Origin of the sequence: Wolbachia endosymbiont (group B) of Scrobipalpa ocellatella (genome assembly GCF_964188425.1) — a bacterium.
In the GTDB taxonomy this organism is placed as follows: Bacteria; Pseudomonadota; Alphaproteobacteria; order Rickettsiales; family Anaplasmataceae; genus Wolbachia.
Map to the genome: position 1 here is coordinate 75422 of NZ_OZ077190.1, position 13472 is coordinate 88893.

A 13472-nucleotide genomic window follows, 5' to 3' on the forward strand; every position below is an offset into this window, starting at 1 on the left:
TTATTAGCTAAACTAAGTATAGCATTAAATAGAAATTTTGCCAAGCAAGTTATTGAGCCTTTTAGCAAATAGACTTACGTCTTCCATCTCTTCACCTTCCACTATACAAGCTTGATAGAACAATAAGTAAATCATATCTCCAAGTGTTGGATTTTCACCATTTTTAGCGTGAGATTCCATTATGTTTCTTATCAAAGGATGCTTAATGTTAATTTCAAGTACTTTTGGCGTGCGGTAATTTAGCTGCTTCTGTTCACGTAAAAAACGCTCCATACGGAGATCCATAGTTCCTTCATCAACTGCTAGACACACAGGACTATCGGTTAATTTCTTAGAGATCTTTACACTTTTTACTAAGCTTCCAAGAACCTTGGTGAAGTATTCGAGTATAGAATCCGCGTTTTCTTCGCTTTTGTTTTCATCTGATTTATTTTCTTCATCTTTCTTGCCTTCTTCTGAAGAAAATTTTTCTAAATCAACATCAGCGCGGGTCACAGACTTAAATTTTTGATCTTTATATTCATGAATCACGCTAGTCCAGAAATCATCAACTGGATCAACAAATAGAAGCACTTCCAATCCTTTGCTGACGAATCCTTCAAGTTGTGGACTGTTTTTTACTGAATCGAGACTATTACCTGTGAGATAGTAGATATGTTCCTGTTCAGGCTTCATTCTGCTTATATAATCATCAATGCTAACTAGCTTACCATCACTGGTGCTATGAAATCTGCAAATGGAAAGCAATGCTTCTCTTTCATCAGTTGGCATAGCTTCGCAAAGACCTTCTTTTAACACCGCACCAAAATTGCCCCAGAATTTTGTATATTCCTCTAAATTCTCTTTTGCTTTTTTGCCGAGCTCTGATATTATGCGCTTAGTTAAAGATTTCCTAATCTGCTCAACTACACGATTATTTTGCAGTGTTTCTCTGCTGATATTGAGAGGCAAATCCGGTGAATCAACCACACCTTTCAAAAAACGCAAGTACTGCGGTATAATCTGCACATTATCTTCAGTGATAAACACTTTATTTACATACAATTTTACAGAGCAGCGTCTATCTGGATGAAATAAATCAAAAGGCTTGATAGAAGGAACATAAAGCAAGTTCGTATACTCTATTGCACCTTCATTTTTATTATGAAATATCATCCAAGGCTCACCGCCCACATGTGCAACACCACGGAAGAAGTCGTTGTGCTCTTCTGGAGTAACGTCATTTTTTGGCTTAGTCCAAATTGCAGCTTTGCTATTTAATTTTTCACTTTTTCCTTCTTCATTTACAAACTCAACGGGAAAATTTATGTGGTCAGAGTAAGTAGTAACGATGTTTTCAATACGGAATTTGTCTAAAAATTCGCTTTCTTCAGGACGCATGATGAGCGTAATTTTTGTGCCACGAGAGATTTGACCATCTAATTTGCTGATTGAATACTCTCCATCTCCTTTAGATTTCCACACCCAAGACTCTTCTTCTCCGGCTTTCCTTGATTCTACTATAACTTCTGAAGCAACCATGAAGCTTGAATAAAAACCAACACCAAACTTTCCAATCAGCTCTACAGCTTGGCTCGAATCTTTATTATTCTTAATTGCATCCAAGAATTTTTGCGTACCAGAACTTGCAATCGTGCCAAGATTATCTATTAAATCCTGTCTGTTCATTCCAATTCCATTATCGGTTATATACAGCTCATTCTTATCTTTATTGGAGCTAATAGTAATCTTCAACTCATCACTTGAATCTAATAAATCAGCATTTAATTGTGATTCATAGCGCAATTTATCACATGCATCTGATGCATTTGATATTAACTCACGCAAGAAAATATCCTTATTAGTATAAAGTGAATGAATTACTATATTTAGTACTTTGCCTACTTCAGCGTCAAATTTTAAACTTTCAGTTTCTTGTATGTTGTGCATTTTGAGCTCCATTATTAGCCTACTACTCTAATAATTTAAGTATTGCACTGCGATCTTTCAAGGTCACACATGCTAAAATTTATGTGGGCCAACTTATGGTTCCAATGCTAAACTGGAATAAGTACAATCATTGTGTCATGCAAATTAAAAAGAAAGTGCTAGAATATAATATCTCTTATTTGCTTCAAAGATTTGTTAGTCTTTGATTCTTTTTTTTTAAAAGTAGTCTCAAGAGAGATTTTAAGCTTTTTCCATTCTTCTTGACCATTTGGCATTAAATCACTCTCAATCTTCTCCAGTACTTTCTGAGGTGATGAATATAATTCCTCGTACAAATCAGTGTTTACTGACTGTAGTATTACTAAAAATGTAAATAAATTCGGATCAAGTAATTCTTCTTTTGCATGGTTCAAAAAACATAGCTTTATTCTTCTTATACAGTATTGTATTGCCTGCAGTGATAATGAGAAGCTTTCTGCATAAAATATAAAGCTATCTATAATTAAGCTCTTTGATTTTTTCGGTAATTCAGAACTTTCAAACAGTTTTCTTATAAACTGCTCTGTTGGCTGTTTTGGCAAATGCAAAGAGAGATCAGTAAAAGATTTTAGGCTAAAATTTGGTCCAAGTATTGTGCTAATTGCTCTTTGCACATTACTCTTATCTTGGCTAACAGAGATAATGAAAACCAGTCCCTCAACATCAAGCATGTACTTTATGGATTCTAAAAAATCGACAATGAATTTAGGGCGACATATATCAAGATCATCCACCATTATATAAATGTTTTTGTCTTTCCTGATTTTATTGACCACATCTGCTAGTTGTATTTTAAAATCTCTAATGTTCTCTTTTCTCCTTTGGAGAAGATTTAACTCACCCAAGACAAAACCAATGTCTTTCTTATCAGCCTCTTTTGCAGCATCGAGAAATACTGAAAGCATAGCAAGTGGAGATTTACTGATCAGCTTTCCTAATGTATTGAGAGAAAATAGTTCTTGGTTTATGTTTTTGAACTGCTGTATAACACTCCTTTTTACTTTGTATGATGCGAATAGATCCTCAAACAAGAAATGCAAAAAAGAAGGCAATGGTTGATCTAGCGCACTAATATCCCATGCGCTGTAATAAGCTGCAATTTCATTTTGCTGCTCTAGATCCTTTACCCATTCTTTCAAAAAAAATGTCTTACCCCACTTATCATATCCTTCTAAGGATACGATCGAAAAAAACTGATCAATTGTCTTAATTATATTACTAAATCTACTTGCAACTTGTTTATAGCCTAAGCAATCATTCTCCCAAGTTGTTACCTTAGGCAATTGCTCCTCTTCTTTTTTTTTTAATGTTATTAGCGATATAAGTTTTTTTAAGCACATACCTTCTTTTGTATTTACTCATACTCTTGTCTTGAAGTAAGCGCTATCTTCAGAGTCCCTTCATCTAGGTAGTCAATTTCTCCACCTATCGGTATACCACAAGCAAGGCGCGATATTTTTACATTCGAATTCTTTAGCAATTCAATTATATATTGCGCAGTAACTTGGCCTTCTAATGTCGGATTGATTGCAATAATGACCTCTTCAATTTTAAATTCTGTAACTCTTTTGGGAATGTTATCAAGATTCAGTTCTTTTGGACCTATGCCATTTATTGCTGATAGCCTTCCACCCAAAACATGATACATACCTGAATATATATTCCCTTTTTCAAATGCCCATAGATCACCCAATTCTTCTACTACACACATTAACTTGGTGTCACGCTTTGGGTTAGTACAAATAGAACACGGCGATTTAGTATCTAGGTTTCCACAAATTTTGCACTCTATTATAAGATCCGCTAGCTCTCTAATCAAAGATGCAAGCGGTAGCATGACTTTCTCTTTATTTTGGAGCAAATGTATAACTAATCTTCGTGATGATGATGGACCTAAACTTGGCAATTTAGAAAAAGCATGAACTAAATTCTTTATATTAATGTTCATTTAACAAATTCAGGATATAGTTTATAAAATGATAACATCAAACCTTTCGTAAAGAAAGCTTAGTTTGATTGGCTATGAAAAAGATTTCCCACTTTTTTTAGAACTGTCTTGAAAAAATTAATGTAATCACAATCTACTGTAACCTAACTCTGATTCAGGTATAACTGAAATTATCTCACACATTTGCGTAGTTACTACGGTACTTCTTTTTTGAAAATGACGTAATTTATTTTTCAACATATTTCTTTCTTCTACATAACTGTCTGACTCTTTATTCAAACTAGAATTTTTTTCTTCATACTTGGAAAGTATTGTATCGATCAAATAATTAAAAAATAATATTAGACCTGTAGTGTTGGCAAGCAATGCAAGAGAATAATATAACATATCTTCACTCACTTCTTCATTTATTATGTCATGGGAATTTCTATACATTCTAAAACAAGAGCCGAAGGCTGCTAAGCATACACAAGTAAGTTTTGTTTTGTTTAGGACGCACTTAATTCGTGCTAGTTTTTTATTATTATCTTCTAATTTTATACGCAACTCACTAATTTTACTACTATAGTGCTGAATAAACAATTCTATGGCCTCTTTGTTATTAGCATAATTATATGCTTTGTAAGATTCCTTATCTATGAGTTCAGTATCTATATCCTTTGATTTGAGAAGCTCTTTGATTGCTTCATTTTTGTTAAGAAGCATAGCTTCGTGTAGAGGTGTGTACTCATTTTCAACATCTTTTCTTCTGTTAATATTTTCACGAGTTAAGTAGTTAAAAAGAGCTGAAATGCATTCTGAATTATTGCTTTCAATAGCCAGAGTAATTGCATCTTTTCCATCCTTGTTATTAGTATTAATAACTTTGAAAAGCGGCTTTTCATTCTCTTGCTTATGTTCAAAATATTTGCGTTTGTAAAACTCACTTGAACAGTATGGTTCCTTAAGAATACACAAAAGTTTTTCTACAAAACAAGTACGATTTCTTTTTATAGCTACATGTAAAGGTGTGTCATGATTCTCCTCGTCTTGCAACAATAAGACATCATACAAATAACCCTCTTTATATAAAAAATTAATCTCTTGATCAAAAGAGATATCTTCTTCTCCTTTACAGATATTTAGTAGCCGTAACCCTATACTTTCTGTAGTACTGTAATCAATTGCAGAGCTACGTTGCACTTTAGATTGATAAAGGGTTACGTCCATACTATTCCTACCTTTAAACAACCCAGCTATACCTCTAAATATTACAGCTATACCTGATTCACTCCGAGCAGCACAAGGCGTTTTATCTTGAATGTGAATCTCAACATTTTCACTAGAAAAAAGTTCTAAAACATGCGAGTTGCTTTTTCTACTGGAAAAAGGCACATCGTTCCTTTTATCTTTAATCTCAGCACTCTTTGCATTCAAAGAATTTAGAGAGTTAGCTAAACAATCAAGATCTGTAGCATTTTTAGACTCAAGGTCTTCTGCTTGAAAATTTGCTGCAGTGTTTATTTCACCTTTCATATTTCTTTTTTTACAGAAGTTGCATTTCAGGTAGGGTATCTCATCTTTAAAATTTTTCAACTCTATTTAAATTTTTTTAAAATAGTTTTTGATAAAAATACTTATGAAACTAACTTCTGTGTTAATTTTTTAGAAGATTTTATAGCTAAAAAATTACTTCCGCATATTTTAAATCTGATTACAATTACAGTTAGAGATATTTATTGAGCTCAAAAATCTATCTTCGGTCTGCAGACTTTTAAATCACACTCACTAAAAATGTAGCGTATCCTCTTCAGAGCATATCTGTCGTATGTGCACTGCATTTTTTCTAATCTTTTTTATACAGGGGGATCTTATGTTCAGAATTCCAGATACTTGACCTTTAATTTAGCTAATAAAAACCAACTGGTACCTGCGGTTTTTATAGCTACGTTTTCTCAAATAAGTTTTAAATGAATAGATTTCTTGCATAATAAGATGTCATCCCAGTGCTTGACACTGGGATCCAATAAGAAAAATGCGCTGGAACTTTCGAATTCCAGTTATGCAAGAAATCTAATGTTAAAAAACTCACAGTTATCCTAGTACTGCTTTATTATCTACAGTCTTTTCATACTTGACAGAAGAGAGTTGAGGATTAACAGCTTCTTCTATTGATTTAGCCTGTTTATAGTCTTGACTTAGGAAATATATAGCCACTCCAACTGCTATTCCAGCAACAAGAGCAGATACTGCGAGTGTGCATAATATAATAGTCATTGAAGGGACTAAAGCACTACCAACACCGAGTCCAATGCCAAGAAAAACGCCAGGTATAATGCCAATCAAACTATTACATCTAGCACTTTCTTTTTTCGATTTAGCTTGGTCTTTCATAGATTTAATGAGTGCTTCTCTTGTTTTTTCTTCTTGATCTAAATCTAATGGGATTTTCTCTTCTTTATTCTTTATCAAAGGGCTTGCACCATATTTTAAAAGGGCTTCTATTGCCTCAGTGTTATTACTTATAACAGCTTGGTGTAATAATGTATTTTTACTACTTTGATCTTGAAAATTTATCAATTTGTAGAAATACTGAGGAGTAATAAACCTATTCACAGTTTCATCTAAAATCTTCATCACGTCTTGAAATGATAATTTCTCTTTTTTCTCAGATATTGCACTATTGTATTCAATGCAGTGGTGCAAAATAAGATACACCATCTTTTTTCTTATATCTACAGCATCCTTTATAGATAAAGCTGATTTAAATAACTCTTTGTTAATTAATATTTCGTTATTCTCACCAAGAAACCCCTTCAATTCTCTAGTTTTGTCTTCATACCCTATCCCTTTCTTACAGACGATTTCAAGTAAAGTAGTCATATTATTTACCCATTCTAATTATATCAATAATACAATAAATTCTAATAAAAGTCAAGTTTTTTAATTAAAAAATTAATAGAACTTATTAGCAATTCCTACAAATGTCAAATAAATTCAAAAGAAACTCACAGGATCAACATCTATTGTTACTGCAATATTTGAACTCAAGTTACAGCAATGTTTCAGCTTTTTCTTTATAGACAGACTGTATTTATTGTGTATTTTGAGTAACACTCTATACCGATATTTATTATTTAAGAAATTTATTGCTGCTGGTGATGGGCCAAAAATTTCAAATTCTTTCAATGTCAAGTGCTGAGAGGTAGTTGAAAATTGATTATGTAAAAAGCTTGTTAACTCACTTGCTGCTTTCTGCGTTGCAAATTGATCCTTACCACAAACTATAAGCGCTATTAATCTACTAAATGGGGGCATTTTAGCTTTGCTTCTTGACTCAAGTTCAATTTCATAAAACAAATCCCTTTTTTGCTGCTGCAATGCTTTTATTATCAAACTTTCAGGATTATTAGTTTGCACTATTACCATTCCTTTTTCATTAAACCTTCCCGACCTTCCTGCAACTTGATGCAATAATTGATATGTCTTTTCTGCTGCCCTGAGGTCAGAATTTTCAAGGCCTAAATCTGCGTTTATCACTCCAACCAAAGTTAACTTAGGGAAATTATGCCCTTTAGCAATCACTTGTGTACCGATTATAATATTCACTTCTTCTTTGAGCACTGAGTCAATTACGCTACCAAGCGACTTCTGGTCGCTGCTAATAATCGCAGTCTTTGCGTTTGGTATTAATTTTACTATTTCTTCAAGTAACCTCTCAATTCCTATACCACAAAGGGATAATGACTGCTGACTTTGACAATTAGAACACTTTTCTGGAAGTTTTAATTGATAAGAACAGTGATGGCATAAAAGGACATTCTTTTTCTTGTGGTACGTAAGCCATACAGTGCAATTTGAGCAGGAAATTTTGTATCCACACTTTTTACAAACTGTAAGTTGTGCGTATCCTCTGCGGTTTAGAAAGAGCATAACTTGCTGTTTTTTCTCTATGGTTTGTTTTATTCCTTCGAAAAGTTCATTGGAAATCCATTGCTTATTATTTACTACTTTTATTTGTGGCAACTCTGCACCACCGAATCGTTTAGTCAATTTTACATGATTGTAATTCCCTTTTTTAACATGATAAATTGTTTCAAGCAGCGGAGTGGCGGATGATAAAATAATCGAAATATTTTCGAGCTTGGCTAAGATAATGGCCATATCTCGAGCATTATATATAATCCCCTGTTCTTGTTTAAAGGATGAGTCATGCTCTTCATCGACGATAATTAATTTTAGGTTTTTATAAGGCAAAAAAAGTGATGACCTTGCCCCAATAATGATCTGCGCACTTCCATTTGCTATATTGAGCCAATTATTTCGGCGAGCTTTTGGAGTAAGTCCTGAATGCCACTCAGCTATATTTCCAGATATCTGACTGTGAACACGATTTACCAATTGTGAAGTTAGAACAATTTCTGGCAGAAGGATAAGGACTTGTGCATCGTTTACGATTTCAATTAACCTTGCAATCACAGAGAGATAAACTTCCGTTTTTCCAGACCCGGTTTCACCGTCAAGCAAAGTCACTGAATACTCATTCAAATTACTTATTATCTTATTGCGAGCTGCTTGCTGCTCAGGGCTTAATTGGCAATCTATTTCACTTATTTCCTGCTTTTGCTTAGTGAAAACTAACTTATCTATCTGATTTACCTTTAATACTCCTCCCATTATTACTTTGGCAAGCATACCGATAGGTATTACATTATACTGCGCAACCCACTCTGCAAATTCGATCAGTTTTGGTCTGATACTCGGTAACTCGATCTTTTGTTCAATGCATTTTAATTCTCGATCACTCTTGCCGCTATATTTCCAAACTATTCCAATCAAACGCTTTCTGCCAAATGGTACCACTACGTAATCTCCAATTGAAACTTCAGTATCTTCCTCAACTGCATATGAAAATAGCTGATCAATTGGAAGTGGCAGTAATACGTCAACTGTTCTTGTCATAAGTTAGCGCTGTTTTTAGATACATAGAGAAGCCTTAATGCTTTTTTCATAGTACACAATTTATAATCATAAATACTGGAAATGTGAGGAAATTCTGTATGTTTAGCGATAAAATAGTCCTAGACTTTGAAATAGAAAAAGGTGACCGAATAGATCGGTGTTACTTCTCTACACGCATCAAACTTACAGATAAGAGCAAGAGTTTTCTACGTGAAAAGCTCGGTAAACCTAACAATTTAGATGATTACTTTAATCTTAATCCTGAGAATTTTTATATTTATTACAACAAATATAGTGGGCACTATGGTATAAATGAGCTGTATGTCAGAGATAATAATGGTAGATATTTAGCTACTAAACTTCCACTTGATCAGAGCGGATTTTCGATAGAGTTATCATTCGACGAGGTGAATTATGGCTTTTATCCTATGTATGCAATCTATAACCCCACTCAATATGACAAAAAGCAGGAAAAGAGCTTTGAAGATAATGGTGAATTGCAGCCGTTTGTGTCAATTGTATTGGATTACTTTCTAAATGGCTTAACTGTTCAAGATATGTTTTTGCAAATACAAAATGAGCTTGTTGAAAAAGAAACAAAATTAGAAGAAGACAGAAGAAAAGCAGAGGAAGAATTAAATAAAAAGAATGAAAAGTTAAGGGAACTCATAGAAAATGATGAGATTAAAGTACTTAAAGTAATAAAAGGCCATAGTATTGGGAATGGACGTTCAGCGGCAATTTTGCAGCTTGATGGTGATCTTGATGCAAGTAAGTACTACATAGCAGAGTATGAAGGCAATGAATACTTACATTGCACGAGCTCTGGTTATGACATACTGCTTGACCAGAGCGATTTATTTTTTGTTCTCAATAGCAGCTCTTATCTTGAACTTGAAAGCGGTTTCTACTCAATACCTGCTGGCAACTATGCTAAATATCTCGATACTAAGAATCTGCTTTTTAGCGATGATCAACTATCTAAGCAGTTATGCAAAAACAAGGTAAAGGCTGAATCTACAGTTAACGCATTTTTCTCAAGACTTATTTATAGTGAAAATTTTTAAGAGGTGAATATGAAATTTAAAACAAATTCTGAATATGATAAATCACAAACTTTGATTAAAAAATTATTTCCAAATAAAGAAAGTATAGTAATAAACGATCAGCTTACAATAGAAGTAAAATATGGGGGATTAGCTAGTTATACCCCTGAGTATATAAAACAAACTGTAAAAGATGCTTACGGAGCCTGGTCTGATAATTTCTATTCACAAAAAAGCGTTCATTCTGGTCCAGTAAAATTGCAGCTTTATGTGCTGAAAAATTACGATGATTACAAAGCTCACATCAAGGAACTTTCAGGTGGTAAGGACCATAGAGAATTATGGGGTGGTGGAACGGTCAGAGCACACGAAGCTGACGGCACGATAGCAAAGACTTTTATTGTTGGAGATGTAAATGGTTTACTTTGCGCAAAATCTAAAATTTTAATGGAGAAAATGAGCGATGCATTTCTTGAGTACTCTACCGGTAATATGGATACAGTACCTGAAGTTTTACGTACCGGTATGAAGCTTTTCATGTGGAGCTATGATGCAGCTAAAAAAGAAAGCACTCGCGATATGCATTATACAAAAGAAGCATACAATAAAATGCATGAATCTGGGCATGATACACCATATAAAATAGCAAGTATGTCTAACGACTATAGAATATCAGATTGCTTAGTGACATTCCTACAAGAAAAACATCCTCAATTCATAAAGCAATTGCTTACTGAAATGTCCTTCGATAGAGTACAAGCGATATCAAAATTCAAACATCTTTTGAATAACTCAGAAGTTGAAAAAGAATTTAAGCAGTGGATGGATGTAAAAAGTGGCGATAAAATTGTGGCAGATCTTGTGCCAGATAGTGAAGTTATGACTTTTGGCGAACACAAGCTTCAAATAAATATAAAATATGATGATGAGGAATTAACTCAGAGCAAATTGAGTAGTGTAAAAAATGCCATCGAGAGTACTATAAAAGATTTTGATTCAGCATTTGGCATTAATAATTCTCAGCCTTGGCACAACATACCAAATAAAGTTAATGTTTTCGTATTTAATACAAAGAGTGACTACGAAAATTATCTTAAGGAGTTGAACGTTAACTATAAAGGCGCTTCTGGCTTAACAGTTCAAGGGCGTGGCTCAGAAGTTCATGTTTATTTTTATCTACAAGACCAATTTGATGACTCGTGTAAAACTTTAAAACACGAATTGGGGCACGCCTTAACTATCATTAATTCCTATTATGGTACAGGTGATGTCTTATCTAAGGCCATGCATGAAGGGGTTGCTAACTATATGGCAAGTTTAGAAGATGGTCGGCATGTCAATGACCACGGAGATAAAGAGGCCTTGATTGCAATAAGAAATAAAGATCTCAAACCAGATGAAATATTGCGCAATAATATTTGGAGTAATAAAGGGGAACATTATCATTCGGATGCTGAACAAGTGATCAAATTTCTTGAAGATAAACACCCAGATATGATTGATAATTTGCTCAAGAACCTTTCTAAATCTGGTGCAAATAGGTCTCAAGGTAATAAATTATTTGAGGATTTTTTGGCTGAGCTGAAAGGTTATGATCAAGAATTTAAACAATGGGTTAAGGCTGAGCTGAGTGGTGAACAACATATGGAATATAATGTTGTTGAATCTAACAGTGTTGAAAGTTCAACAAGCCAACAAAGTACAGGCAAGGGTCTATATGGTTATAGTCCAGTACATAATGTAAGTGGTGATAAAACCAAGATAGAAAGTGTCAGTAGAGAAGATTCTATGCAACCTGCTAAAAAAGTGAGTGAAGACGAACAAGGAAAAGCTGTTACAACAAAAGTTATGAAGTATAATAAACAGCCTTTCTTAAAGGTGAATATTGATGACAATAATGTAGAAAACACTATAGGAAAAGTAAACGAGATAAATAAGGTAACAGGTGCGACGAGTTTACATTTTGCTGCTTCATTGGGAGATTTAAGCAAAGTAGCAATGCTACTAAAACACAATTCATATACTGATACAAGAGACCATAATGGACAAACGCCACTACATTATGCCATTCAGTCAGGAAATACGGAAGTAGCAAAATATCTTATTGATCATGGAGCAAATCTTAATGTTCATGACAATTATTATCAGAAAACTAATACTAAATATGTGTATTATAAGACACCTTTACACTATGCCATTGAGTCTGGAAATATAGAGATAGCTAAATACTTAATAGATCGTGGTGCAAATCCTAATATTCAAGATGCTTATTCCAAAACGCCATTATACAGTGCTATTTATTCAGGTAATACAGAAATAGTGAAGTATCTATTAGATCATAACGCAGATCCTAATAGTAAAAGTTATTATACTTTTCCGTTACTTGCTGCTATTAAGCTAGGGAATGCGGAAATAGTTAAGAGTTTAATTGAGCATGGCGCAGATCTTGGTATCAAAAACACGTCAGCTCAAACACTGCTGCACTATGCAATTGAGCTAAAACATACGGAAATTGCTAAATACTTAATAGATCGTGGTATAGATGTTGATACCCGTGATATTAGCTCTGGTAAATCTCCACTACATTTTGCCATGTACATGAAAAATATGGAAGTAGTTAAATATCTCATAGAGCATAATGCGGATATTGATATTCAGGATAGCTACGGCTTAACACCTTTGCATCTTGCTGTTGATCTTGGGAATAAGAAGATGATAGAGCAGTTAGTTGAAAAAGGTGCGAATATTAATGCTCAGGATAATGATGGTTGGACACCTTTAGTTCATGCAGTGAGGCATGGAAAGTTAGATACAATAGAATATCTAATAAAAAACAAAGCTGACGTTGACGTTGTAGGCAAAGATGGCAGGACACTTGTTGAACATGCTGAGTTATGGGCAGAAGAGAAAGGACTAGCAAGAGATGTAATAGATAGCAAAGGCGGTAATGATTCTTATTATCGTGAGCTTTCAAAAGAAGCTGCAACTTGGGAAAAAGCTGGAAAGGATATGCTTAGCTATCTCAAAAAAATTACTATGCAAGAAGAAGAATCTAACGATATAGACCAAATGCCAGCAGATCAACCTGCGAGTGAAGAAAGGAGTAAAAGATCGATAAGAGGAGATGAAGAGAAGCAAGAGGAAACAATTGTTATAGATAATGTGAAACAACATCCTTTAAAAATCAAAGTGGGTGAGGCTGTTGAAATAGGGAAATATAAGGTAGAACTGCAAGTTACGTATGATGATGTAAGAAATTTTTATGACACTATACGTGGTAAATATCATGATGGTAGTGGATACAATTATGAGCAAGTAATGGTTTTGTACAATGAAATTGTTAGGCCAGCATCACAGCATCATGATGAACCATTTACTCTTGCTGAGTCCTATATTGCAGATGGGCATCTATTTATTAAAAATCAAGATTTTGGAACTTTGAATGATTTTAATGAGATGTTCTATAAAAGTGATGAGTTTATGTAATGTAAAAGGTGGATGAGAATTAATTGATATAAGGAATTAGATCTTTCACTGTCATCCCAGTGTTTCTTTCCCCTGCCATTCCG

At 33.9% G+C, this 13472-nt stretch carries 8 protein-coding genes; 2 read left to right on the top strand and 6 right to left on the bottom strand.

Translation table 11 applies throughout. The features are described from left to right. Positions 1–24: 24 nt before the first annotated feature. The 6 genes from htpG to priA form a co-directional block, all read right to left on the bottom strand. Entirely contained in the window at positions 25–1929 is a 1905-nt protein-coding gene (gene htpG, locus AB3210_RS00340) for a molecular chaperone HtpG (protein WP_026097246.1), read from the bottom strand. Between the two features lie 158 nt (positions 1930–2087). Beyond that, positions 2088–3308 (bottom strand): P-loop NTPase fold protein, encoded by a 1221-nt coding sequence (locus tag AB3210_RS00345; protein ID WP_096097163.1) that lies wholly within the window; start codon positions 3306–3308, stop codon positions 2088–2090. Positions 3309–3322: 14 nt separating this feature from the next. Next, the gene (gene recR / locus AB3210_RS00350; RefSeq protein WP_180708353.1) at positions 3323–3910 is read right to left on the bottom strand and encodes a recombination mediator RecR; all 588 of its coding nucleotides are present in this window, start codon (positions 3908–3910) and stop codon (positions 3323–3325) included. A 132-nt stretch (positions 3911–4042) separates the two neighbouring features. Continuing rightward, the gene (locus tag AB3210_RS00355) at positions 4043–5431 is read right to left on the bottom strand and encodes an ankyrin repeat domain-containing protein (RefSeq protein WP_052264726.1); all 1389 of its coding nucleotides are present in this window, start codon (positions 5429–5431) and stop codon (positions 4043–4045) included. A 558-nt stretch (positions 5432–5989) separates the two neighbouring features. Further along, a complete protein-coding gene (locus AB3210_RS00360) occupies positions 5990–6778 on the bottom strand; it encodes an ankyrin repeat domain-containing protein (protein WP_096097162.1) in 789 nt (262 codons plus the stop codon). A gap of 114 nt (positions 6779–6892) precedes the next feature. Beyond that, positions 6893–8857, bottom strand: a complete 1965-nt coding sequence (gene priA / locus AB3210_RS00365; RefSeq protein ID WP_096097161.1) for a primosomal protein N' — start codon at positions 8855–8857, stop codon at positions 6893–6895. Between the two features lie 98 nt (positions 8858–8955). Between priA and AB3210_RS00370 the strand changes: the two genes are divergently transcribed. Both AB3210_RS00370 and AB3210_RS00375 read left to right on the top strand, forming a co-directional pair. Next, positions 8956–9924, top strand: coding sequence for a hypothetical protein (locus AB3210_RS00370; RefSeq protein WP_052264723.1), 969 nt, complete (start codon positions 8956–8958; stop codon positions 9922–9924). A gap of 9 nt (positions 9925–9933) precedes the next feature. Further along, positions 9934–13389, top strand: a complete 3456-nt coding sequence (locus AB3210_RS00375; protein WP_367363642.1) for an ankyrin repeat domain-containing protein — start codon at positions 9934–9936, stop codon at positions 13387–13389. Positions 13390–13472: the final 83 nt, after the last annotated feature.

Excerpts from the sequence above, each read along its gene's own strand:
- htpG (WP_026097246.1), bottom strand. The coding sequence starts at position 1,929 with ATGCACAACATACAAGAAACTGAAAGTTTAAAATTTGACGCTGAAGTA.
- AB3210_RS00345 (WP_096097163.1), bottom strand. The coding sequence starts at position 3,308 with ATGTGCTTAAAAAAACTTATATCGCTAATAACATTAAAAAAAAAAGAA.
- AB3210_RS00355 (WP_052264726.1), bottom strand. The coding sequence starts at position 5,431 with ATGAAAGGTGAAATAAACACTGCAGCAAATTTTCAAGCAGAAGACCTT.
- AB3210_RS00360 (WP_096097162.1), bottom strand. The coding sequence starts at position 6,778 with ATGACTACTTTACTTGAAATCGTCTGTAAGAAAGGGATAGGGTATGAA.
- priA (WP_096097161.1), bottom strand. The coding sequence starts at position 8,857 with ATGACAAGAACAGTTGACGTATTACTGCCACTTCCAATTGATCAGCTA.
- AB3210_RS00370 (WP_052264723.1), top strand. The coding sequence starts at position 8,956 with ATGTTTAGCGATAAAATAGTCCTAGACTTTGAAATAGAAAAAGGTGAC.
- AB3210_RS00375 (WP_367363642.1), top strand. The coding sequence starts at position 9,934 with ATGAAATTTAAAACAAATTCTGAATATGATAAATCACAAACTTTGATT.